The 25,311-nt window shown below is 28.2% G+C and carries 20 protein-coding genes, 3 tRNA genes and 1 pseudogene; 17 read left to right on the top strand and 7 right to left on the bottom strand.

The genetic code is table 11. The features are described from left to right. The first annotated feature begins 301 nt into the window (after positions 1 to 301). Positions 302 to 532 carry a 50S ribosomal protein L28 gene (gene rpmB, locus CBquer539_RS03175; RefSeq protein WP_500836412.1) on the top strand — a complete coding sequence of 77 codons (231 nt, stop codon included), beginning with the start codon at positions 302 to 304 and terminating at the stop codon, positions 530 to 532. A gap of 20 nt (positions 533 to 552) precedes the next feature. Beyond that, positions 553 to 720 (top strand): 50S ribosomal protein L33, encoded by a 168-nt coding sequence (gene rpmG, locus CBquer539_RS03170; RefSeq protein WP_500836411.1) that lies wholly within the window; start codon positions 553 to 555, stop codon positions 718 to 720. 217 nt (positions 721 to 937) lie between these two features. On the opposite strand, the gene coaD is transcribed toward rpmG, so the two are convergent. From coaD to rfaD, 5 genes are all read right to left on the bottom strand, one after another. Further along, positions 938 to 1,462 (bottom strand): pantetheine-phosphate adenylyltransferase, encoded by a 525-nt coding sequence (gene coaD / locus CBquer539_RS03165; RefSeq protein WP_500836410.1) that lies wholly within the window; start codon positions 1,460 to 1,462, stop codon positions 938 to 940. A 666-nt stretch (positions 1,463 to 2,128) separates the two neighbouring features. Then, a complete protein-coding gene (waaA, locus tag CBquer539_RS03160; RefSeq protein WP_500836409.1) occupies positions 2,129 to 3,406 on the bottom strand; it encodes a lipid IV(A) 3-deoxy-D-manno-octulosonic acid transferase in 1,278 nt (425 codons plus the stop codon). Between the two features lie 1,887 nt (positions 3,407 to 5,293). After that, complete coding sequence (gene waaC, locus CBquer539_RS03155) at positions 5,294 to 6,259, bottom strand: lipopolysaccharide heptosyltransferase I (protein ID WP_500836408.1); 966 nt, start codon at positions 6,257 to 6,259, stop codon at positions 5,294 to 5,296. A 23-nt stretch (positions 6,260 to 6,282) separates the two neighbouring features. Further along, on the bottom strand, positions 6,283 to 7,323 hold the full coding sequence (gene waaF / locus CBquer539_RS03150; RefSeq protein WP_500836407.1) for a lipopolysaccharide heptosyltransferase II: 1,041 nt from the start codon (positions 7,321 to 7,323) through the stop codon (positions 6,283 to 6,285). 14 nt (positions 7,324 to 7,337) lie between these two features. Continuing rightward, positions 7,338 to 8,303: an ADP-glyceromanno-heptose 6-epimerase gene (gene rfaD / locus CBquer539_RS03145; protein ID WP_500836406.1), complete on the bottom strand. Its 966-nt coding sequence runs from the start codon at positions 8,301 to 8,303 to the stop codon at positions 7,338 to 7,340. A 566-nt stretch (positions 8,304 to 8,869) separates the two neighbouring features. Here rfaD and CBquer539_RS03140 point away from each other — a divergent pair. From CBquer539_RS03140 to pfkA, 6 genes and pseudogenes are all read left to right on the top strand, one after another. Continuing rightward, a complete protein-coding gene (locus tag CBquer539_RS03140) occupies positions 8,870 to 9,259 on the top strand; it encodes a rhodanese-like domain-containing protein (RefSeq protein ID WP_500836405.1) in 390 nt (129 codons plus the stop codon). 11 nt (positions 9,260 to 9,270) lie between these two features. Further along, positions 9,271 to 9,555 (top strand): glutaredoxin 3, encoded by a 285-nt coding sequence (gene grxC / locus CBquer539_RS03135; protein WP_500836404.1) that lies wholly within the window; start codon positions 9,271 to 9,273, stop codon positions 9,553 to 9,555. A 374-nt stretch (positions 9,556 to 9,929) separates the two neighbouring features. Further along, a complete protein-coding gene (locus CBquer539_RS03130; RefSeq protein ID WP_500836403.1) occupies positions 9,930 to 10,052 on the top strand; it encodes a hypothetical protein in 123 nt (40 codons plus the stop codon). A gap of 27 nt (positions 10,053 to 10,079) precedes the next feature. Further along, positions 10,080 to 11,099, top strand: a complete 1,020-nt coding sequence (gpsA, locus tag CBquer539_RS03125; RefSeq protein ID WP_500836402.1) for an NAD(P)H-dependent glycerol-3-phosphate dehydrogenase — start codon at positions 10,080 to 10,082, stop codon at positions 11,097 to 11,099. A gap of 55 nt (positions 11,100 to 11,154) precedes the next feature. Beyond that, a pseudogene (gene cysE / locus CBquer539_RS03120) lies at positions 11,155 to 11,892 on the top strand (serine O-acetyltransferase); the annotation flags it as partial. A gap of 730 nt (positions 11,893 to 12,622) precedes the next feature. Next, positions 12,623 to 13,585 (top strand): 6-phosphofructokinase, encoded by a 963-nt coding sequence (gene pfkA / locus CBquer539_RS03115; protein ID WP_500836401.1) that lies wholly within the window; start codon positions 12,623 to 12,625, stop codon positions 13,583 to 13,585. Positions 13,586 to 13,777: 192 nt separating this feature from the next. On the opposite strand, the gene tpiA is transcribed toward pfkA, so the two are convergent. After that, entirely contained in the window at positions 13,778 to 14,554 is a 777-nt protein-coding gene (tpiA, locus tag CBquer539_RS03110; protein WP_500836400.1) for a triose-phosphate isomerase, read from the bottom strand. 218 nt (positions 14,555 to 14,772) lie between these two features. Further along, positions 14,773 to 15,525: a ferredoxin--NADP(+) reductase gene (locus CBquer539_RS03105; protein ID WP_500836399.1), complete on the bottom strand. Its 753-nt coding sequence runs from the start codon at positions 15,523 to 15,525 to the stop codon at positions 14,773 to 14,775. 1,480 nt (positions 15,526 to 17,005) lie between these two features. Between CBquer539_RS03105 and rpmE the strand changes: the two genes are divergently transcribed. The 9 genes from rpmE to ilvM all read left to right on the top strand — a co-directional run bounded on the left by rpmE (position 17,006) and on the right by ilvM (position 25,266). Further along, entirely contained in the window at positions 17,006 to 17,254 is a 249-nt protein-coding gene (gene rpmE, locus CBquer539_RS03100) for a 50S ribosomal protein L31 (RefSeq protein WP_500836398.1), read from the top strand. A 287-nt stretch (positions 17,255 to 17,541) separates the two neighbouring features. Then, a complete protein-coding gene (gene metB, locus CBquer539_RS03095) occupies positions 17,542 to 18,690 on the top strand; it encodes a cystathionine gamma-synthase (RefSeq protein ID WP_500836397.1) in 1,149 nt (382 codons plus the stop codon). Between the two features lie 337 nt (positions 18,691 to 19,027). Further along, a complete protein-coding gene (metF, locus tag CBquer539_RS03090) occupies positions 19,028 to 19,939 on the top strand; it encodes a methylenetetrahydrofolate reductase (protein WP_500836396.1) in 912 nt (303 codons plus the stop codon). Between the two features lie 421 nt (positions 19,940 to 20,360). Continuing rightward, complete coding sequence (murI, locus tag CBquer539_RS03085; RefSeq protein ID WP_500836395.1) at positions 20,361 to 21,197, top strand: glutamate racemase; 837 nt, start codon at positions 20,361 to 20,363, stop codon at positions 21,195 to 21,197. A 530-nt stretch (positions 21,198 to 21,727) separates the two neighbouring features. Next, positions 21,728 to 21,800, top strand: a tRNA-Ala gene (locus CBquer539_RS03080). A gap of 152 nt (positions 21,801 to 21,952) precedes the next feature. Beyond that, positions 21,953 to 22,026 (top strand) — tRNA-Asp (locus tag CBquer539_RS03075). A 16-nt stretch (positions 22,027 to 22,042) separates the two neighbouring features. Then, positions 22,043 to 22,116 (top strand) — tRNA-Trp (locus CBquer539_RS03070). A 1,267-nt stretch (positions 22,117 to 23,383) separates the two neighbouring features. Next, entirely contained in the window at positions 23,384 to 25,033 is a 1,650-nt protein-coding gene (ilvG, locus tag CBquer539_RS03065) for an acetolactate synthase 2 catalytic subunit (protein ID WP_500836394.1), read from the top strand. Continuing rightward, the gene (ilvM, locus tag CBquer539_RS03060) at positions 25,030 to 25,266 is read left to right on the top strand and encodes an acetolactate synthase 2 small subunit (protein ID WP_500836393.1); all 237 of its coding nucleotides are present in this window, start codon (positions 25,030 to 25,032) and stop codon (positions 25,264 to 25,266) included. Before ilvG ends, ilvM begins: the two co-directional genes overlap by 4 nt. Positions 25,267 to 25,311: the final 45 nt, after the last annotated feature.

Raw genomic sequence — 25,311 nt, 5'->3', positions numbered from 1 at the left:
ACAATGTATGTATATGATATATATAAATAATCATAAAACTAAATTTATGATTTAAATATATTGTATTTAGATATTGTCATTTATTAGATGGCTTTTGTAAAAGTTACTTATTACTTGTGTTTAATAGTGAGGCGTGAGGATTTAAGTAAATAATTATAGTATAACGTATAATTATAAATCAGACGGTAAATGATGTCAGTACTTGTAATTTATATATAATTAATTTAATCAAATTAAAAAATAATTTTTATTGTGCTCATTTTAAATAGTATTCACAGTAATCATTAGGAGGAGGAGCAGTATGGCTCGAGTATGTCAAATTACTGGAAAACGTCCTATGAACGGGAATAAACGTTCTCACGCAATGAATGCAACTAAACGTTGGTTTATACCTAATGTTCATTCGCGTCGTTTTTGGGTTGCAAGTAAGCAGCGTTTCTTTTCGTTACAGATATCCACTAAGGGTATACGATTAATCGACAAGTTAGGTATTGAGTATTTTCTTTCTAAAATATACCTTAAAAACAAATAACATTGAACAGGAATAACATAATGGCTAAAGAAACACGAGAAATAATTCGTTTATTTTCTTCTTCTAAGAATGGACATTTTTACAGCACCACAAAAAATAAACGTACTAATCCCGAAAAAATGATATTAAAAAAATTTGATCCTATTGCGCGAACACATGTAACATATATAGAAAGAAAAAGTAGTTAAGTAAATAGCAACAAGTAAATATGAAACAAAATTACTAGAATATGACTTGATGATATCAAGTGGTATTTAGTATTTAAAATATAGGTTTGGGTGCTATACTTTAAGTACCCAAACATGCAATTATACTGTGTTTCTTTATATGTATTATCTATACAGAATCAATAAATAATCATTGTGATCTTGATATATGACGCATGTAATTATCGCATGTGTGTAATCACAATTTTTTAAAGAAACGGGAAGTTTTGTTTTTTTTTGAAGCGTTATACAATTTTTCCATGACTTTTTCGGCGATAAAATTAGGCATAAAATGATCTATTTTCCCTCCATATTGAGCGATTTCTTTTACTAATTTAGAAGAAAGATATGTCCATATGCCTGTAGACGTCATAAATATAGTCTCTATTTCATCTGAGAAATAATTATTAATTTTCGCAAGTTGTATTTCATATTCAAAATCTGATCTGGTTCGTAGTCCACGAATTAAAATATTCACTTGTTTTTTTTTCATCACGTTTATCGTCAAATCATTGAACCCAATTACTGTTACATTAGTTAATGTTGCAGTTGCTTGTTTTGCAAATATTACACGTTCCTCAAGACTAAATAGAGGGTGTTTTTGTGGATTTTCAGCAACTGCTAAAAATATTTTATCAAAAATTTTATGAGCTCTAATAATTATATCTAAATGCCCATAAGTCAATGGATCAAAAGTGCCTGGATACATAGCCCGAATTATCATGATATATTAATAATTATATTTTTTAGTAATTAAAAACAATAGACCATAAATATATATATTTATTTTCAAATAACTACATTTAATGTAGTTATTTGATAATTTATCACGTGTTTCACATTTAAATATTTGACTTGTATACAATAATCATATGTCAAAAACAGCCTGAGAGCATACAGTAGACCATCAAAAAGTTTTTTGTAATTAAATTGTTTATATATATATTCCTATATATTTAAACTGTTTTTTCTAAAATTCAATGAATATTTATTAAACATGAAGTATGGTGACTGTTCGATTGTCATAAAACTCTAAATGAGTATAACGACGACTATTTAACAAATCTAATAGCATGTTATAATAATAATGTATCTAAGATACAACTGTTTCAGTTGTATAGCGATTAAATGTATTGTAATTACAATCAAGATAACACTATTTTTATTAGTGAAAATAAGTAAGTAAAATTATTGTTCATTAGCATCATCCGTTGATAATAGTGTGATTCCATTAAATCACATTGTAATGTTTTAACTATTTCGGTGTTTGGTTGTTATTCAATTTTTATCTTGTAATTAGGTTTATATAAGCGGGATATTTTAAAATTTTAATATTTAATACGTGTAACTATTTATAATAATATCCAAAATGTTACATAGTAAATTGTCTTTAAATTAACAAATAATTATCTAATAGACACAATAGCTGTTGTAGTGCTCCTTGATTGTGTTTCAACACCTTAATAGCTCTATATCCATAGTTTAAACGACACTCTTGATTTGAAAGTAACATAGTCACAGCCTTTACTAAGGATTCTGTATCAGTCACGGTAATTAATCCATCTGATTCATACAACTTAACACAAATATCATGAAAATTAAAAGTATACGGTCCCATAATCAATGGAATAGAATGTGCTGCTGCTTCTAGCGGATTATGTCCTCCGTGTTTTACTAAGCTACCTCCAACAAATGCTATATCTGAAACACCGTATAGCAACATTAATTCTCCTATAGTATCATTAATAATTACTTGTGTTGCTTCAGATGGAGCGATCCCATCACTTCTCATGATATAAGAAAATCCAGCTTGTTCGGTAATATTTTTCACATTAACAAAACGCTCTGGGTGGCGGGGAGCTAGAATCATCAGTAAATTAGGAAACCGTGTTAACAGATGTTTGTGTGCTTGCAATAATAACATTTCTTCCCCCGCGTGAGTACTGCTCGCTATCCATACTAAGCGTTTTTTAATCCAAGTCTTTTTTAAAAATGAGATTTTATTTAATAAATCCTGGGTCATTTCAACATCAAATTTTAAATTGCCTGTAACAAATAATTGATGTTTTTTTAATCCTAACTTAAGAAATCGGGAAGCGTCTTCTTTATTCTGAGCAGCAATTAAAGTAATACGTTGCATAATCAATGAAATAAAACAACTAAACCTTTTGTATCCGATAAAAGAACGAAATGACAACCGAGCATTAGCAATGATGAAAGGAATATTGCGTTGATATAGTATATTAATAAGATTTGGCCATAATTCGGTTTCCATGGCAATAACTAATCGGGGTTGAACTTGATCTACAAATCGTTTCATAGCTCCAGGTAAATCGTAAGGTAAGTAACTACAATGTGTGTTATGACTAAATTTAGATCGCGCTAACTCTATCCCTGTTGGAGTCATCGCGGTTAGTGTAATAGTTATTTTTGGGTAACGCTGCTGTAAAGCACGTATTAAAGGAATAGCTGCTAATGTTTCTCCGAGGGATACAGCATGTAAAACAATACCATTAGATTTGATAGGTTTTTGATAGAATCCGTAGCGTTCTAGCCAACGTTTACGATACGATGGCGACCTTCTGCTGCGCCATAATAATCGTATCCATATTATAGGTTGAGCAAAATACATCATAGTATTATATATTGTAATATACAGCGCAAACATATAATATCTCAAAATAATTAGTTAATATACTCATTACTACTAATTCAATTATTGTACATGTATTGATCATATATCAATATCGTTATATTGCATACAATATATTTTAATGACAATGCCTATATAAATTGAAATAATTTATTTGAAAAAATTGTTTTTATTTTCTTTGCTGTTATTTAGTAATTATATTTGTAAAAAATATCTTTTTACTTAAGAACAAGAAATAATAAATGTATCAATATTTTTTAAAACCGTATTTATATGGATAAAATGATAACTATTGGTCGTTGATTCAACACTTATTCAATAATTTATGAATTTGCTAGTAACAATCGTATCGGATTATAGGTCATGTTATCGAAATTATGTTTATAAAAAAATAGATTATGTAAATTATAAATAATTTATTATTTTGAAAAAATAAAAACATTACACATTATAAATATAAAAATGATATATGCACCATATAAATAATTTTGTTATCATGTCAAAAATCTGTATTAAAAACATGATGTATTTAATTTAAATTAATAATTTATTAAGTAGTTATTAATATTAACAACTTGCAATAATTGTGTAATATTGTATATATGTGTTGTTTTAATTGAAAATGATTGAAAAATAATTTTTTATCACTTTATCTTATTTTATAGTTAAATTTAAATTAATTTTCCCAAAATTTATAAAGATATAAAAAATAAAAATATTTATTTTTATATAACTATGATGTAATCATATTATATACTCTGCTATATTTGATATTAAATAACAATTTTAGTTTTATAATATTAAACAATATTTTTATACAAAAAAAATAATAATATAAAACTGACGCATATATCTTGATTTGCTCAATTTCATCAATAGAATTGAGTTCTAATGAAGCACTATATATTTACCTATTTTCATCGCAACGATAAATAATATACTGTTCATTTAGAATATATGTATCACATTAAAAATAATTTTGTTACCAGAATTTTTAATATTTAAAGAATTTAACTTTATTTGTAGTACATATTTGTATTTAATTTAAAATCATAAAAAATAATTTAATATAATTTTTACTGCACGCAATAGGATGTATTTTAGTTTTAGGGATTGTATTTTGTCATGTAAAAATATTTATTTGTATACTATAATACGTCTGAATTACTACGTATATAACAATCTTTCATTATAATCGTATAATTATTGATTATAACATTAATCAATAAAAAGCATTTATATATACTTTGCAGTCAAAATAAATATTAATACTTATATATTTACACCAATATATTGTATATATTTATATCGTCTATACATAGATCATTATTTGGATCTAATTAATTTTTATTTATTTTAATAAAAAAATAATAATCTCATTTAATTTAACGTTTTCATATTAATAAATAAATTAAATTTATCAGCTTTACCAAAAAATAATACTTTTGATTATATAAAAAATTTTTTATTTTTTTAAATAATATTAGTTGATTTAAAATCATAAGCATATGTAATTAATAATGCTTAAAAATTTAATATTCTTAAATGAATTTAAATTTATACAATCAATGTAGTTACGAGGATATGACAGCACTGAAATAATGAATATGTTTTCATAATTTTTTATAAAAATATCTATAATGTACTATTAAACTTAATAATTCAGAACAATTTATAATCATGTGTTAAATTACTTTTAATTTAAAATGATAGTATTTATCATAAATAATTTGATATCTGAAGAGGTCAAGCTTATATAGAATGAGTGCATACTCATATTCTATATAAATACGACAATCACAATGAATAGTACGTAATTTTAATAACCCATATCGATTTATAGTTAGATGGTAAAATTATTTGTAAAAATTATGATAAATAGGTTTATAAAATGTTTTTAAGCTATTTCGATTTTAAAATTTTTTGTAATGTTTTCCAAACATGTATAGGAGTTAGGTGTTCCATTTTTTTAGTTGAAGACTGTAAAATAATTTGGTTTTGTCCATACGTTCCAATTAATTTAGGATTAGTTGGGCCATATAATGTCACATTAGGACAATCAAGTGCTGCGGTTAAATGACTGAGTCCAGTATCAACAGAGATTGTTGCTGTTGCTCCAGATATTTGAATCGCGATCTCTTGTAGTGTCAATTTTGATAATATTATTATTTGACTATAGTATGATGATGCTAACCGTTTGGTACGCAATTCTTCATGTTTTGTCCAAAAAGGTAGCTTGATATGATATCCTGCATCAATAGCATACTGTGTAATAATACTCCAATTAAATTCCGGCCAATGTTTTTTAGCTTTAGTAGTAGAATGAAAAAATATTAAGTAAGGATCGTTATGTTTTTGAGGTGGAAATAAATATTTAATATTATATTTTCCTCTGTAAGGGGGTACAGGATACTTTAAGCTGAGGGCAAAAAGTTGTCGAATACGTTCCACAGCATGTTGATTTTTGTTGATGCAGTGTCGTGTATGATAAAACCAAGAACTAATGGGTTCCCGCGCACTTATGTAGTCCATACCGTGTTTTGTGCCCCGTGTCATACATGTTATTAACAATGACGTCTTCAATAAACCCTGAGCATCAATAATTACATCGTATTTTTTTTTTAATTGCATAATACATTCACGATATTTTTTCCATGAAGAAAATTCATACCAATTTTTTATCCAAAATCTAAGATTTATAGGAATAATTTTATGTATTACCGGATGCCACCTAATAATCTCGGAAAAAGTTTCTTCCACGACCCAATCGAATAATATTTTTGGTAAAGCATTTGATGCATCAGTAACCGCAGGTAAAGTATGTATGATATCTCCCATAGAAGAAGTTTTTATAATTAAAACCTTCATAATGACGATCTTGTTTAAATTCATTAATTTAATAATTTTTTTAATGTCTTTAAAACCTGCTCCGGAGTAATGTCTATTAGACTATTGTGATAACCATATAAATTGTCATCATTGCACACTGAATAGTATCTTTGAATACGGCGGAGCGCAATAGATTGATGAGATAAAGGTGGAGTAAATTTTGGATCACTAGGCCCATACAGACCTACTACAGGACGTTTTAATGCACAAGCTACATGCATCAAACCAGAATCGTTACTAACAATTCCCTTGCATGCTGCAATAATTGTAACGACTTCTCCTAATGAAGTGGCTCCGATGAGATTGCTACAGTGTTTTTTCAATTGTGTGAGAATACTATTTTCAAACAATTTATTTATTAATTGATCCTTAGGTGATCCCAATATAGCCACATGATATCCACAACGAATCAATTGAATGGCGAGCGTTATATAATGATAATGGGGCCAACTTTTAGCTAAACCAAATTCTGTACCTGGGCATAAACCAATCAGTAATTTTCTGTGATTATATAAATTAAATTTATGTAATGCATCTACAATGTCTTTTTTGTTTACATTTAATTGCGGCCACGGGAGTGGATAGGGTAAATTATAAAAATGTTTTACAATATCACGATCATATGCTAAAGCGGCATAACGTTGTACCATTAACGGAAATAATGTTGCATTCAATATTCTTAAATCATTTAATAAACCATACCTCATTTCTCCGCGCCATCCAGTTCGAATCGGGATATCTGCAAAAAATGGTATCAAAGCGGATTTAAATGAATTGGGTAATATTATTGCTTGCTGATATTTCTTATTTTTTAAAAATTTTCCAAGACGATAACATTTTGACAATTCTAAAACTCCATGTTCGTACGGAATAAATGATGTTTGATTAATTTCAGGCATATGACAAAATAAATCTTTACACCATATTGGAGTAATAACATCAATCTGTATATTAGAACAGTACCTCTTAATAAGCAAACGGTACATACTATGGGACATCACGGTATCGCCGATCCATGAAGGACCAACAACTAATATTTTCATAATAAATATTTTGTTTATTTTAGGTCACACTGATCAATATCAGTGTATGATAACCAATTTAAATACTGATGTACACCTTGGTTAATCTTAATGAATTCCTTACTATAGCCTACCTCTCTTAATTGATAAATGTTTGCTTGAGTGAATATTTGGTAATGATTGCGGATTTTTTTTGGTATGGAAATATATTTGATAATTGCATTTTGGTTAAAAAAACTAAATACAATGTTAGTAATTAGCTCAAATGATTCAGCTTTTCCAGTTCCACAATCAAAAATTCCAGATATATTATTATTCCAAACCCAAAGATTTATATCAATGATGTCTTCGATGTGTATAAAATCTCGTTTTAATTGTTTACTACCAGTAAATAATGTTGGATGTTTTTTGTTTTTAATTTGTTTATATAATTGAAATATTATACTAGCCATACTACCTTTATGCGTTTCATAAGGTCCATAAACATTAAAATACCTCAATCCACAAACTTGAGATGTCACTTTTGGCAATATAGTGCGCACATATTGATCAAATAAAAATTTAGAGTAACTATATATATTTACAGGTTGTTCGTATTTTTGAGAGTTTAAAGACACACTGGTGTCCTTTCCATATACTGATGCGGAAGAAGCGTATATAAAAGGAATGCTGTGTTTAACGCAATATAATAAGAGATCTTTAGAATATTGATAATTATTCTCCATCATATACTTACCATCCCATTCAGTAGTCGAAGAGCAAGCTCCTTCATGAAATACTACGTCTATATCTTTAATATAAGAATTAATAGGACTGTCAAGTATATGTTTCATAAAGTAATATTTATCCATATAGTCTGAAATGTGTAAATTTATTAGATTTTTATATTTTTTTCCATTCTTTAGATTATCTACTACTAGAATATTTTTGCATGATATTTTATTTAATGCTTTAATAATATTGCAGCCTATAAACCCTGCTCCGCCAGTAACTATAATCATACACGCTCACATAATTTCATATGTACTAAACACAATTAATCAATAATTCAAATTTTTAGTTTATTTATTATATATGTATTAATTATGGTTGATAATTATTTTATCATATTATTTATATATCATTACAAGTAAATAAACATTAATGCGATCAATTATTTTTTATGTATAATTTATAAAAAGACTAAATATTAAGAGTATTATGATATAATACTTAATCTATTGATAATTTTCATAAAAACTTATATTAGTCTGTCACTAATGCACAGACTAAACGGTCATTTTATGATCTCTTGACAACATGATGTATATGTTTCTTATGATTGTTCAAATATTTATTTTTATTAATTTTATATAAAATATATAAGATTACAAATGTATGTTATTGTAATTTTATAATAATTATTTAGAATGTTACTGATTTCATTAAAAATTACACAATACCCTCAATATGAACACATATTATACTTATAATATATATTATTGTCTTTAATTAGGGTTTACGGCCCATGTGCATACAAAAAATAACAATATTTTTACAACAACATATGATACTCAGTATTGTATGGATGCTTTTATTGATTATAGCATTATATACTACAATTAGTAGTTGGTTATTCAGATCCTCTGAAATATTACGCGATAAAGCAATTTATCTAATGAACAAGAAGAATGCGATAGTAATAGATATTCGTGATCAAAATGATTATCACGAAGGGCATATAATAAACAGTGTTAATGTTTCAATAGAAGCAATTAAAAATAATAATATTTGTAAATTAAAAAGGTTTAAAAAATATCCCTTAATTGTTGTACATGACAATAATGCATTAGCCCATTCAATTAAACAGCGTCTATATAAATTAAAGTTTGAAGAAGTATATGTGCTTCATGGTGGTATAATTGGTTGGAAAGATAATAATTTTCCTCTGTCACTAAAAAATAAAGTATTGAAATAACGAGAATAAAAATGGCTTATATTGAAATTTATACAAAAAAAAACTGTCCTTATTGCGATCGTGCTAAAGCGTTGTTAACAAAAAAATCTCTGGATTTTAAAGAGATTTCTGTAGATAATAATGAGTTATCAGATAGCGCAGGCATGGAAATGAGACAACGATCCGGTGGTTGTGTCACATTGCCACAGATTTTTATAGATGGTATACACATTGGAGGATCGGATGATTTAGTATTTTTGGATGACCAGGGAAGGTTGGATCTAATTTTAATGAATAAAACTATTAATAATAAGTAATAGTGATTACCAAATATTAAATGTAGTAGGGTTCTTTTTTTTGTGTTAGAAAGAAACAGTATCGTGTGTTATTTCATGCGAAAAGAATTTATACCAAGATATTTCGTTTGAAGCAGTGAACACTCCTTGATTTTTTAAATAACTTGGAAGCCAAAAATTAAAGAAGATTTAAATACTAATTCTGAGCATATCATGTTTACCGTATACTAAATAGTGTTGTGTATACTGCTACTTCAAAAATTAAGGAAGATACAGATTTTTATATCAAGTAAAACAAGCTGGAATTTTTTAATATTTCAGGATTGAGCAAAAACGCAAATGATATATTGTCTTAGCGTGCATTGTCCAGGTATTTTACTTGCTTGTGTTAGTGAATGTATATAAGTAATCAAGTGTCTATAGGAACTTTTCCGCAACTTAACTTAGATCCAATTAATTTTAATATTTTATTTATTAAGTCTTTGGGAGATAAATATGATGATACGCTTAACAGCTAATATTCTAAAATAGTTAATTTTAATATTGTGTCTATTATATCTCCCACCATAACCATTATTGGAGCTGGTTCCTATGGCACAGCAATGGCTATTGCATTATCCAGAAATGGCCACACTGTATTATTGTGGGCTCATAATGCTACCCATGTTCAAACACTTAAAATTAACCGATGTAATGAAGCCTATTTGCCAAATATCCCATTTCCACCATCATTACATTTAGAGCAGTCTTTATCTTTAGCTTTGTCTACTTGCCGAAATTTATTAATTGCAGTTCCAAGTCATGTATTTGGTCATGTTTTAACGCGGGTAAAATTAGACTTAAAAAACAACACTCGCATCATCATAGCATCTAAAGGTTTAGAACCTAAAACCGGCCGTTTGTTACAAGACGTGGCGCGTGATATTTTAGGAAAAGATATTCCTATCGCGATTATATCTGGTCCGACTTTTGCTAGAGAACTTGCTATGGGACTACCTACTGCTATAACATTAGCGTCCAATGATGCTATGTTGTGCCGTGATCTACAAAATATGCTGCATTGCAGTAAAAATTTTAGAATATACAGTAATACAGATACTATTGGCATCCAAATAGCTGGAGTAGTAAAAAATATAATTGCTATTGGAGCAGGTATTTCTGATGGCATAGGGTTTGGAGCCAACGCGCGAACAGCATTAATTGCACGTGGTTTAGTAGAAATGTCTCGCCTTGGTGTGGCGATTGGAGCAACAGCAGATACCTTCATGGGATTAGCTGGATTAGGAGATTTGATATTAACTTGCACCGATGATCAATCACGTAATCGTCGTTTTGGGATATTATTAGGACAGGGCTTAAATATACATCATGCCAAAAAAAATATTGGGCAAGTGATTGAAGGATTCAATAACATAAAAGCAGTATATATGTTGTCCATTAAACATAAAGTAGATATGCCTATTACTGAACAAACATACCAGATACTATACCAAAACAAAAATGTTCATGATGCAGCTTACTCTTTATTGGAACGCACGCAAAAAGAAGAAAAAATTAATAGTTAAAATAATCAATAATAGACTTGAATTATTATGTGTACTACGACGATCAGGTAAATTTATGTCTTTAAATATATTAGAAATAATTTGGAACAACATTAAGGTCGAAGCGCGATTATTAATAGACTCTGAGCCTATATTAACTAATTTCATATGTACGACTCTGTTAAGCCATAAAAATTTTAAAGATGCATTAATTTATATATTATCTAAAAAATTAACTAATGAAGATATATCTACAGTTGATATAACTAGGATATTAGAAGATATATGCAATGTTGACGAGAATGTAATCACTGTTGCTGCACAAGACATTTATGCGATACGTTTAAATGATCCCTCCGTAACTAAGTATCTTACTCCTTTGTTATATTTTAAGGGATTCCATGCATTGCAAGCATATCGTATTTCTCATTGGTTATGGCATCATAATCGTCAAGAATTAGCTATGTATTTATATAATCATATTTCCATTACTTTTAATGTAGATATTCATCCTGCTGCAAGTATCGGATATGGTGTTATGATGGATCATGCAACTGGAGTAGTAATCGGAGAAACATCAGTGATAGAAAATAATGTATCCATCATGCAATCTGTGACTTTAGGTGGCACTGGAAAAATAAGTGGTGATCGTCATCCCAAAATTAGACAAAGAGTAATGATTGGAGCTGGTGCTATTATTTTAGGTAATATTGAAGTAGGATATGGAGCTAAAATTGGAGCTGGTTCTGTTGTATTACACTCTGTACCACCTTATTCTACAGTTGCGGGAAAACCTGCGAGACTTATAAAAAAACTTAACAAATTGTAGTAATTTACCGTATAAAAATAAATATATGAAGTATTGCGTATGCATATATTATTAAATGCAGTCTTTAAATACTACCATATTAAATATCTATACAATTAGTATTATTAATATGCAGTTTTAATTATCTTAAAAGTTTTATATTTTTAAAAATTAAATCGATAATATATACTGAAAATAAAGATGATTACAATTAATATATGATGTAATTAAATATGCATATACGATAAATTTTTAATACCTTTTAAATGAAATCAAATTAATCTTATATTTAATATATCAACTATATTGATCACAAAGTGTATATTTAATTCTATATTTTTAGACTTTAAAAAATAATTTTCATTATATGATTTGTATAATTTAAAGTTGTTGCTAATATAATTAGATTAGAATAGAATCGGAATATTATAAATTTGTAAAAATTAACTATTTTATTACCGATAAATATAATATGTTATATTTATTATAAATAAACAATTAAATCAATAGAATTTTAATAATTCAATGTTTAGAAGATATTACTGATTATATTTTTTATAATTTAATCATAAATTTATTGAATTAAAAATTTGCTGTGATTTTACATACAATTACATATTCATATGTAGTTTTTTACCATGTCATATAACAGACATATTTTCTATTATCATAATATTTTATATAAAAGTATAGTTATGGTCTAATATTAATAACAACATAATAAAGTCGTGTATTTATGATAAAAAAAATAGGAGTACTAACAAGTGGTGGTGATTCACCAGGAATGAACGCGGCGATTCGAGGTGTAGTGCGGGCAGGCCTTTCTGAAGGGCTAGAAGTTTATGGAGTGCATGACGGTTACTTGGGATTATTTCAAGATCGAATGATACAATTGAATCGTCGCAGTGTTTCAGATATAATAAATCGTGGAGGAACTTTTCTTGGATCCGCTCGTTTTCCTGAATTTAAAGAAGACCCTATTAGGGCAATAGTTATTAATAATATAAATCAACGTAACCTTGATGCTCTTATAATAATTGGAGGGGATGGGTCTTATTTAGGCGCTAAGAGATTGAGTGACGTAGGATTTCCTTGTATTGGATTACCTGGGACTATTGATAACGATGTCGCTGGAACGGATTATACTATCGGTTATTTCACAGCTTTAGAAACAATTGTTGATGCAATTGATAGATTGCGAGATACATCTTCTTCACATCAACGTATTTCTATTGTAGAGGTAATGGGGCGATGTTGTGGCGATTTGACCATGGCAGCAGCAATAGCTGGGGGTTGTGAATTTATTGTGGTCCCTGAAGTAGAATTTAATGCACAAGATCTAGTAAATGAAATTAAATCTGGTATTTCTAAAGGCAAAAAACATGCAATAGTAGCCATTACAGAACGTATTTGTAATATATTTTATTTAGCAAGATATATTGAAGAAAAAACTGGTAGAGAGACCCGTGCTACTGTTTTGGGGTATATTCAGCGCGGAGGTAAGCCAGTCGCTTATGATCGCATTTTAGCATCGAGAATGGGAGCATATTCTATTGAATTGTTATTACAAGGTTATGCAGGACATTGTATTGGAGTACAAAACGAAAAATTAGTACACCATGACTTCAACGATGCTATGCAGAATATGCAGCGTCCATTTCGTAAGGATTTGTTAAAAACAGCCAAAAAACTATTTTAAATTTAAGTTGTTATAGTAGTAATTTATCTTATTTATAAATATCATTATTACAAATTGTCTATACATCTATACATATTATCATCTGTATTTACTACGTAGATTATGTTCGTTGTCATTTGTTTAGTATTTCAGATTGCTAATGCATATCTATATATGTGATATACAATATAACTGCCACATATATGTGCATTATTAAGAATGATATGGTTTCTTGTGTTTTTCTGCTGTTCGTACAATCATAGAAAAACTATCTGAGTTCAAAGAAGCAGTCCCTACTAGCACGCCATCAATGTCTTTTTGATTAAAAAATTCAGTAACATTTTCTGATGTCACAGATCCTCCATATTGAATTATTATGTTGTCGGCTATAGCCATATCATAACTTGCAATATAGTTTCGAATTGATTCATGAATTATTTGTACATTTTTTGGAGATGCACTGATACCACTTCCTATGGCCCATATAGGTTCATAAGCAATAACCGCATTTTTAAACATCTCTATCCCGAATAATTCGATGACCTTCTTAATTTGATTAAGACATACTGATTGGGTGTATCCAGCATCGTATTCTTTTTTATTTTCTCCTATACATAAAATAGGAATTAATCCGATCTTTTTTAAGATAAAAAATTTCTTAGCAATATATGCATCGTTTTCCTTATGATATATTCTCCGTTCAGAATGACCTATAATAACATATCGTGTCTTCAAATCTTGTAACATTGCTGCAGAAATATCACCGGTAAATGCTCCAGATAAATTAATGTCAACATTTTGCGCGCACAACTGAATTGGGCTATTCAGCAAATAATGGTTGACTACATCTAAATACATGACAGGTGGAGCTACGGCCACACTACATCTGGAAATACTAGAAAATGTATTAACTAATGTAATAATTAAATTAGTTATGGTATGCTTGTTGCCGTTTAATTTCCAGTTCCCTACTACCAATAGACGTCTCACATCATTTCTCCTATACAAATCACTCTGTATAATAATTATAATATATATCAACAATAATAATGATAAATAAAATCATGTTATATTGTGCTGTTGAAATTATGTATATTTAAAATTCATTGGTTGTGAGTGACAAAATTCTGACATTAAAAAATTGCAATTTTAATAATCACTAATTCGTAATACACTGTAAGTTACAACATAGAAATGGTAAATTTATCTTACCAATAACGCTCTTGAGTAACATGACCTGGTTTGCGTCGTAAATGATCTTTCATTCCATATTTTTTATTCAATATTTCTTTAGTGTCATGTATCATCTGTGGATTTCCACACAACATTACATGACTATTATTTACATCTAACTGTAATCCTATTTTATTTTCTAAAGAATCATTGGCTAGTAGAGTAGATATACGCCCAAAAAGTGAATTAGAAGATTCCTCTTGACTGGTAATGGTTTGAACATGTAATTTGCCACTATAAAAATTTTGTAGTTTTTTCATTTGAGATAAATAATTTAAATTTTTAGAGAACCGTGCTGCATGCACTAATACAATATTTGAAAACTGATCAAGTCTTTGGTCATGATCCTCAAGTATTGACAAATATGGACCAATTCCTGTCCCGCTAGCCAACATCCATAAATTTTTTGTATAATTTGGAATTTCATTTAACACAAAACGTCCATGTGCCTCTTTAGTAAGCATAAGAGTATCACCGGGACATAAAGTACATAATAATGGAGTAAATTTCCCGTCTAACACAGTAGCTATATAAAATTCTAGATTTGGGTTATGAGGAGCATTAAGATACGAATAAGCACGTTGCATAATTACATTATCTATATTTATCCCTATTTTAGTAAATTGACCAGCAACAAATGTATTCACTGGAGCTTGTACAATGAGACTAAATAACCGATCTGTCCAGTGTTTTATATCAACAATTTTTCCGGTGACCCAAGTAGACATAGAGCATACCTATTATATTCAATAATATCCCATATTCAATCTTATTAAATTATCACTGCATTGATATATAATAAGGATCAAGATCGCAATATATGCATATATTGCGATCTAAAAAAAAGTTAACACAAAAACATTTATAAATTGTTTATTTATTTACTGAACCACAATTTTATGATACTTCACATTATATACTTAATCAGGTGTTTTAGTGTTATATTTTTCCTTAAAATCATCTATGTATGAAATCTCTGATTAATAAGACTAAATATATATATACAATATAGTAATTATTATACTACATACATTGTTAATGCATGTAGTAATCTCTTTGAGAATACCCGTATAATACTCTACAAATTAATTATCATTTTAAATTAAAATGTAATCTAGTATATCTGTTATAATTTTTTTGTAAAATTTATTGCTATAAAGAGTTTTGTATTCTTATGTCTGCCAATACAAAATCGTGTTGTGAGGATATGCGACAATTGTTGTGAGTTATTTAACAAAATTAACTGATATAAATGGCAAAATAATATGCTTTACTGATATTGGAAGTACAACTATGCTGTGTGTTTTTATTATCTGGTATACTAATGGATAAATGGTTTATTTTAAGTGTTTTGTAACAAAGTTTAATAATTCATATAGTATTGTTTCGGTTTATAAGTCAATTTTATATTATTTCTGAGAGTAAATAAGTTTTTATACTAATTAGATAAAATTGATATTATTTGTATAATAATATATGTTGCGTTTGTTACAAGATTAATGAATAAATTATTGTCTATTTTATTTGAGCATCATATGGCCGATGACAGTCATATGTTGATGTCTTGTATTGGTTGATTTTAAAGATTAGAAAAAATTATTATTTATTTACGCAATTATACTCATAAATAAATATTTGAATTATTAAAGTATTAAAATATTAGGAAATTTTTTTTGATGAACATAATGCATTTTAGTATAGTTATATGCACAAACTCAATGGGTTATGATAATAATGTTGTTTATAACAACAGTTTAATTGCTAATTGTATCTGTGTGACAGATACAATTAAGTGAAAAAGCTTTATATTAGAGGTTAAATGTGTAGGCTTTTAATTCTTAGAGTCGTTCAATAACATAATAGATCATAGATGAATTTTGTTTATTTGATAGAATATCCCTTATTTTTAGATACATGTATTTGTAACGTAAATGCAACAAATATCGTGAATTTATATAAAATTTTACATGAAATGGAAGGTTCATACGCATGTATGTTAATATCGAGGGTGTAAAAATTTTCATTTATCTACGTCATCGATTTTGTTATATCGTATACAATTAAATAATTAATGATGGGATCGTTTGTTTAGTAGTGTACAACATGATATTTAGTTGTTAAGTGCTACGAAATAAATTTATATTTTACATTTTTATGATATTTTGTTAACTTCAGCAATGTAGTGTTACTTAATGTGAGATTATTATCATGAGGAAAAATATTCACCCAAAATATAGCAAAATATCTGCGTATTGTTCATGCGGAAATGTTATCAACACTAGATCTACTTTAGATCATGACTTGAATTTGGATATTTGTAATTTATGTCACCCATTCTACACAGGCACACAACGTATAGTGGATACACGTGGACGTGTAAATATTTTTAACAAGCGCTTTAATGTTGCTGTTAATGCTGATTTTTTACCTATTAATAAAAAATTAAACAAAAAATAAATATAGATGTTATTTAAATACATATACGCATGGATTATAACATGTAAATATGAAAAGTATAAATACTATAAAAAAAAGAATGTAAGTTATTATATTTTATTACTGTGAATAATTTGTATCAACATATGTATAACAATTTCAATTGTTATGAGTGATCTATATGTGATATATAGATTATGGAATAAATTTATATTAAATTCAATCACGCAAATATTGTATATATAAATTCTATATCTATAAAAAATTAATAGTGTTTATAAAAATATAAATGAGTTAAAATTGCTTTTATGAATATAAAAAAATCTACGATTAGCGTGAGAAGCGGTTTGAATAGCGATGAACAGCATGGATGTGTTGTTCCACCTATTACTCTTTCAACGACTTATAATTTTTTTGGATTAAATCAGCCTCGGCCTTATGATTATTCACGGCGCAAAAATCCTACTCGTGATGTAGCTCAACAAACTTTGTCAGATTTAGAATACGGAAAACATGCAATTATGACAAGCAGCGGCATGTCTGCTATTTATTTAATATGCTCAGCTTTACTCGAACCAAATGATTTATTAATAGCACCGTATGATTGCTACGGAGGCACTTATCGATTGTTGGATGCATTAAACAAAAAAGGTGCATGTAAAGTACTATTTATTGATCAAAATGATACGCAAATATTGCTGAAATCGTTAGCATATAAACCGAAATTAGTTTTTATAGAAACTCCAAGCAATCCTATGCTTCGAATAATAGATATACGTGCTATTTGTAATTTTGACAAAGATATCTTATTTGTTGTAGACAATACATTTATGACCCCAGTATTTCAAAATCCATTAATTTTAGGCGCAGATTTAGTAGTACATTCTTGTAGTAAATATTTGAACGGACATTCAGATTTAATAGCAGGAGTAGTAGTATCCAAGGATACATGCGTTTCTGATAAATTAGCTTGGTGGGGAAATACGCTTGGTATTACTGGGAGTGCTTTTGATAGCTATCAATTGTTGCGGGGTATGCGTACTTTAATGCCTCGTGTTTATCAACAACAAAATAATACCAAAAGTATTATTGCTTTTTGTCAAAAACAACCTCAAATTAATACGCTATATTATCCAGGTTTATCTACTCATCCTGGATATGATATTGCTTGTAAACAACAAAGTGGATTTGGGTCAATATTTAGTTTTGAACTCAAAGGCACTAAAAATGTATTACTGAAATTTTTGAGATCATTAAAATTATTTACATTAGCAGAATCGTTTGGAGGGGTAGAAACTTTAATTGCCCATCCAGCTACTATGACACATGCTGCTATGCCAGAACATGCGCGAAAACGCGCTGGCATCAATGATATGTTGCTTCGTGTATCAGTAGGACTAGAAGATAGCGATGACCTTATTGCTGATTTAGAGCAGGCATTGGAATCAATACAATAATGTAGATACACCATGTTGTTATTATTATATATACATGAATCCATTATTATAAATTTGCTGACTAATTAAATAGGCGCAAAAATTTATAAATATATATTGATTTATATAGGTACCTGTTTTTTGAGTGAAAACTTTATCTATTCAGATCTTATTTAGAGCATAAATGAAAATAATAATTTCTTGAGCTAACGTAATATAGTTTTAATTATTGATTTAAAAGGTATTACACAATAATAATTTTTATTAAAAAATAAACATGTAGTATACATAATTATTTACAGTATGGTTAAATATGTACTTTATGTACATCTGTTTTATAGATTTACGAGGGGAAACTATGAGCATGTTCCATGCAACTCAACAAGAAATATTAAATCAATATTTGGCTGAGTTACATGGAAGCATTAATGTTTCATTTGAATTTTTTCCTCCACGTACTGATGAAATGGAAAAAACATTATGGAAAACTATAAATAAATTAAGTAAATTAAATCCTATTTTTGTTTCTGTAACATATAACGCTAATTCTGGAACACGAAATCATACTGACAAAATAATTAAAGACATAAAAACACGTACCGGGTTAATAGCAGCTCCTCATTTAACGTGTATTAATGAAACTCCTCAGGCATTACAAATTATTGCTCAAGAATATTGGAATAATGGTATTCATAACATTATTGCGTTAAGAGGTGATCAAATAAAAAAAAATCATCAACCGTCTATGCATGCTTCAGATTTAGTGTATTTATTAAAAAAAATTGGAAATTTTGATATTGCAGTAGCTGCTTATCCAGAAGTACATCCGGAAGCAAAAAATGCGCAATCAGATTTAATTAATTTGAAAAAAAAAATAGATGCTGGGGCTAATCGCGCAATCACTCAATTTTTTTTTGATGTAGAACAATATTTAAGATTTAGAGATCTTTGTGTATCTGTTGGAATTGATATAGAAATTGTTCCTGGAATATTACCTATTTTTAATTTTCGTCAATTACAACATTTCATTACTTTTACTAAAGTAAGGATACCACATTGGATGTATGTAATTTTTCATGGATTAGATCGTGACTTAGAAACACAGAAAATGCTTGGCACATTTGTAGCAATAGACATGATCAGAATTCTTCTTAAAGAAGGGGTAAGAAATTTTCATTTTTATACTCTTAATCGGTCAGACTTAACATATGCAATATGTCATACTTTAGGAATAAAAAGTAAAAAACAACATAATGTAATGCGCGAATAATATTTTTAATATTTTTCGTATAATTAAATCACCTGCCACATATTATAATAGTATTGTTTTAAAAACAAATATTTTTTGATATTGAATTGTATTCTTAAATTCACTTAGATATATATTTGTAATCTTTATTTATATAAAAAACTATGTATTGTATTAGTAATAATTATTAATTAACAGATAAATATACTAATATTTATTTAATGATAAATAGCATTCCAAGGAATACATGTCTACAGGTGTTTGTTTTAAAATACGATAATTATATTTAATACAGTGATGTTACATAGAATATAAACATCATTAAATAAAAAATATATACTCTACATACAGATCAAATTATCAGACATTATAACTTATATGTATATCCGATTATATGTATATATTATATACGGCATATAAAACAAATAATTAATAAAAATATATGACTTACTTTTTTCAAAATACACATAGACAGCCAACAATCTTAATATTGGATTCTGGAGTAGGTGGCCTATCTATCTATACCGCGATACGCAAATTATTACCATACGTATGTTATCTATATTTCTTTGATAATCAGGCTTTTCCTTATGGTGAACACTCAGAGTTATTTATTATAAATCGTGTAATTTCTATAATTAAAGCTGTACAAAACCAACATCAATTAGATCTTGTAATAATTGGTTGTAATACTGCCAGTGTGGTTTCATTAAAAATCTTACAAAATCATTTTATATGTCCTATTGTTGGAGTAATACCCGCAATTAAATTAGCATCTAAATTAACTAAAAATGGCATTATTGGAGTATTGGCCACACATCGTACTATAAATCATAATTATACTTGGGGTCTTATAAAACGTTTTGCAAACAAATATAAAGTCATGCTATTAAGTGCATCTGAGTTAGTAAATTTGGCCGAATCTAAGATACATGGTGAAAAAATATCAATATCAATGTTTCGTAATATTCTTACTCCTTGGCTAGAGATGCAACAACCTCCTGATACTATAGTGCTTGGATGCACTCATTTTTCTTTATTGAAAAAAGAATTAATTGCAGCATTATCTTCAGATAGTTATTTGATAGATTCGAGGCATTCGGTTGCTAAACATAGTTTACGATTACTACGTAAGAACATCAATGGTCCTATAAACAATTTTTATTATTCCAGACCAAACAAAATCTATTGTTCTATGAACACAGTAGAAGCTATCAAATTAAAATCTGTTTTATTATCTCATTATAATTTTTTTTCTTTAGAAGTTTTATCAGTATAAATTGAATTATATCATATTTTTTAATATGAAACTCGTATGTTTGTCAGTTGTGAACAGGAATTAAAAAATTCAACTGTTGTATTTGTAGATATAAACACACACATTTATATGTAATTATTATTATAATAATAATAATAATTTTTTTGTTATTATCATTATATTACTTTATCAGATTTTATTTTTGATATATAAATATTTTATTTATATATTTAAATATTTATATGAATTTGATGTACAATATATGTCTGTTAATTTTAATTTAATATTACTGACAGATGATTAATAAATTTAATCGAAACTTGTAATTAACGTTTAACAACAATGTGATTATTTATTTAATTATATTAGTATACTTCATTATCACTAATTTTAATATATATATATAATATATAATCGATAATATTTATATATCTTAAAAAATTAAAACATTATTTAAAGCTATTTGATTTTTGGACAATCGAAAATCGTAATTATATTATTTTGTGTTTGCATCTTTGTTTGAAACTCGTTACAATGTGGTCGGTTAGCGTGGGGCTATAGCTCAATTGGGAGAGCATCTGTTTTGCACGCAGAAGGTTAGCGGTTCGATTCCGCTTAGCTCCATTACGAGTGCGGTAGAGTATTATAATGATAGTTTATATGTGCATCGTTAGAATTATATATATTGATGAGATATATAAAAAATTTTTTTAATAATGCTTTTTAACCAAAATTAGTATATTGAGTAATTGATTATAAGAATATATAAATAATGCGGTGCGGTAGTTCAGATGGTTAGAATATCGGCTTGTCACGCCGAGGGTCACGGGTTCAAGTCCCGTCCGCACCGCATTATTTATCGATAAAGGGGTGTAGTTCAAATGGGTAGAACGTCGGTCTCCAAAACCGGGTGTTAGGAGTTCAAGTCTCTTCACCCCTGTCAAACATAAACATCCAAATATAGACAATAACATTAAAACTCGTTTTAAGTTAATGTGCATACTGTATCGATGTTTGTGTAATTTCTAAGAAATAAACGGTTAATATACTTATATTTATGTTTTATTTTTATATTTTACAAAAAAAAGTAATATTTTATGTTATATATAAATATATATGTTTATTTTTGATTATATATCACATAAAAATGTGATATGTAATCTGTTGAACTTATTTGCTGTTTTTATCTTTATGAACTATTCATAGTTATATCTTTATAGGTTGTTGTTACGAACGATTTACAAAAAACTAATTATATGAGTTAATATTGTAAATATTAGAAAGTATGGTAACGATCAGGATTTATATATTATTCTGTTTTAAATAAATAAAATTTATTCATTAAATTTTTGTAAGCGTAGATATTTGGAGTTAGTTATATACAAAAATTAACAAGGCTTGTCCCCAATAAGAGAATCAAATGATTTATAAAATTAGATATCAACCACAATTGGTGGTTATATGGGATGGTATTTTTAAAAACATAATTGTTAAGTTTCGGTATCTATGGTACTTAAAATATTTGAAAAGTTATAACACTATACATTTAACTAAAAAGTGTACTGCGTCTTAGTAAAAATTATCTATTACATTAAGAATAAAACCAACTTAACTGGTCTTTTGATATTAAGATAATTGAAATTTTTTATGTCTTTTTTTTAGTGTAATTGTGTGCACAGTTTTATTACGAAATAGATGCATCAGTACTATAAATAATGCTAATAGTAATGTTATTAATATTTTAACGCTTAAAAAATACGGAAATTACTTTTTTTAAAAATTATTGTTATTTTTTAATAAAATATATAATAAAATAGAAGTTTCGAAAAATTAATCATTAATGATTACATAATATAGAATTTATCTATAAGTAATAAATATTTCATATAAACCAGAAATATTGTTCTATTTAATTTTTTTTTGCATAAAAAATAAAATAAATTTTTTTTTATATAGTTAATGCATGATCAAAAAAACTTGCGTCTATATTGAAGATATAGATTTTGCGTAATCATTTTATTAAACAAAAACTACTTTAACATTATATTATACTATATTTTATAGATATTTCAAATCTACTTGAATCTAATAATAATATGGTAATTTCCGTGTACTTATGATTGATTTAAAAAATCGATTTTTTTTTGACAATAGATAATTTAATTAAATTATTGGTTCATTCATAAACATCATATGAGGAAATAAATATGAACGGAGCTCAGTGGATAATAAAAGCACTGGGAGATAAAGGTGTAGAAATTATTTTTGGTTATCCGGGCGGGGCTATTATGCCGATATATGATGCTTTATTTGATTCTGAAGTAGAGCATTTATTGTGTAGACATGAGCAAGGAGCAATTATGTCTGCCATAGGATATGCTAGAGCTACTGGAAGAATTGGTGTATGTTTTGCGACTTCTGGCCCAGGAGCTACTAATTTGATCACTGGATTAGCTGATGCTTTATTAGATTCTATTCCCATAGTGGCTATTACTGGACAAGTAGGGTTAGAATTTATTGGTACCGATGCATTTCAAGAAATAGATGTATTAGGGTTATCCTTAGCTTGCACTAAACATAGTTTTTTAGTTCATTCATTAAATATGCTGCCTAATATTATCGATGAAGCGTTTTTTATTGCTTCTGAAGGAAGACCAGGACCAGTGCTAATAGATGTACCAAAAGATGTTCAGTTGTCTACTGGTAAATTAATATCGAACTACCGTATTAATAAAAAACATATTTATAGTATTGAAGGTGATATAGAAAAAGCTCGCGTATTAATGCTTCAAGCATATCAACCGATACTTTATGTAGGCGGAGGTGTGGGTATGGCTGGAGCAGTAACTTCGTTACGCACATTTATTTCTAAAACAAAAATACCTACCGTAGTAACGCTAAAAGGGCTGGGTGCTCCAGATTATACAGAAGACTGTTATTTAGGAATGTTAGGAATGCATGGAAATCAAGCAGCCAATTTAGCGGTACAAAAATGTGATTTATTGATTGCGATAGGAGCTCGATTTGATGATAGAGTAACTGGACGATTGCATACTTTTGCTCCACAAGCAAAAGTAATTCATTTGGATATTGATCCTGCAGAATTTGGTAAATTGCGTCTGGCTCATGTTTCTTTGTCGGGAGATTTAAACGATTTGTTATCTTCACTAACACAATCTTTATCTATTAGCGCATGGAGGCAAAAAGTAAAATCTTTAAAACTGAAGTACTGTTGGTCTTATCAATCATCTGATGAAAAAATTTATGCCCCAATTTTGTTACGAGCAATTAGTGAAAATGCTCCTCACGATACTGTAGTTACTACAGATGTTGGACAACATCAAATGTGGGCCGCTCAACACATGCAATTTAGTCGTCCAGAGAATTTTATTACTTCTGGAGGACTTGGAACCATGGGGTTTGGAACACCAGCAGCCATTGGCGCTCAAATTGGCCGACCAAAGCATATGGTGATATGTATTTCTGGTGATGGATCGTTTATGATGAACATACAAGAACTCGCCACTATTAAGCGTAGAAATTTGCCAGTTAAAATTGTTTTATTAGATAATCAACGTTTAGGAATGGTGCGTCAATGGCAACAATTATTCTTCAATAAACGTTATAGTGAAACTACATTAACAGATAATCCCGATTTTCTTGTTTTGGCTAAAGCATTTGATATTCATGGAATGTGTATTACTTATACATCTCAAATGTTTGATGCAATTAATACATTGTTTACACATACAGGACCTTTTTTGCTACATGTGCGAATTAATGAACATGAAAACGTTTGGCCATTAGTGCCGCCTGGATCTTCGAATGATGCTATGTTGGAGCAGCAAGTAATATGACACATTATTCCTTGTTTATCAAAGCCAGATTTTGTCCGGAGGTGCTTGAACGTATTCTCCGGGTTATTCGTCATCGCGGATTTGAATTACATACATTAAACATGTTGTCGTATAATAAGTTTAATGAGAAAAAAATAAATATTTTATTGACTGTTTCCAGTAATAAAGCAATATGTTTATTGTCTGCGCAACTAAATAAACTAATAGATGTATATTATATTAAAATTAAATGAATTAACATCAGCATTAAATTTACATTTTCTCGACTATATTACCAA

Source organism: Blochmannia endosymbiont of Camponotus quercicola, from assembly GCF_059935335.1.
This window is presented reverse-complemented; position numbering and strand designations above follow the sequence as displayed.

Bases quoted from the DNA above. Each gene is read 5' to 3' on its own strand.
- rpmB (WP_500836412.1), top strand. From the start codon at position 302: ATGGCTCGAGTATGTCAAATTACTGGAAAACGTCCTATGAACGGGAAT.
- rpmG (WP_500836411.1), top strand. From the start codon at position 553: ATGGCTAAAGAAACACGAGAAATAATTCGTTTATTTTCTTCTTCTAAG.
- coaD (WP_500836410.1), bottom strand. From the start codon at position 1,462: ATGATAATTCGGGCTATGTATCCAGGCACTTTTGATCCATTGACTTAT.
- waaA (WP_500836409.1), bottom strand. From the start codon at position 3,406: ATGTTTGCGCTGTATATTACAATATATAATACTATGATGTATTTTGCT.
- waaC (WP_500836408.1), bottom strand. From the start codon at position 6,259: ATGAAGGTTTTAATTATAAAAACTTCTTCTATGGGAGATATCATACAT.
- waaF (WP_500836407.1), bottom strand. From the start codon at position 7,323: ATGAAAATATTAGTTGTTGGTCCTTCATGGATCGGCGATACCGTGATG.
- rfaD (WP_500836406.1), bottom strand. From the start codon at position 8,303: ATGATTATAGTTACTGGCGGAGCAGGGTTTATAGGCTGCAATATTATT.
- CBquer539_RS03140 (WP_500836405.1), top strand. From the start codon at position 8,870: ATGCTTTTATTGATTATAGCATTATATACTACAATTAGTAGTTGGTTA.
- grxC (WP_500836404.1), top strand. From the start codon at position 9,271: ATGGCTTATATTGAAATTTATACAAAAAAAAACTGTCCTTATTGCGAT.
- CBquer539_RS03130 (WP_500836403.1), top strand. From the start codon at position 9,930: ATGTATATAAGTAATCAAGTGTCTATAGGAACTTTTCCGCAACTTAAC.
- pfkA (WP_500836401.1), top strand. From the start codon at position 12,623: ATGATAAAAAAAATAGGAGTACTAACAAGTGGTGGTGATTCACCAGGA.
- CBquer539_RS03105 (WP_500836399.1), bottom strand. From the start codon at position 15,525: ATGTCTACTTGGGTCACCGGAAAAATTGTTGATATAAAACACTGGACA.
- rpmE (WP_500836398.1), top strand. From the start codon at position 17,006: ATGAGGAAAAATATTCACCCAAAATATAGCAAAATATCTGCGTATTGT.
- metB (WP_500836397.1), top strand. From the start codon at position 17,542: ATGAATATAAAAAAATCTACGATTAGCGTGAGAAGCGGTTTGAATAGC.
- metF (WP_500836396.1), top strand. From the start codon at position 19,028: ATGAGCATGTTCCATGCAACTCAACAAGAAATATTAAATCAATATTTG.
- murI (WP_500836395.1), top strand. From the start codon at position 20,361: ATGACTTACTTTTTTCAAAATACACATAGACAGCCAACAATCTTAATA.
- ilvG (WP_500836394.1), top strand. From the start codon at position 23,384: ATGAACGGAGCTCAGTGGATAATAAAAGCACTGGGAGATAAAGGTGTA.
- ilvM (WP_500836393.1), top strand. From the start codon at position 25,030: ATGACACATTATTCCTTGTTTATCAAAGCCAGATTTTGTCCGGAGGTG.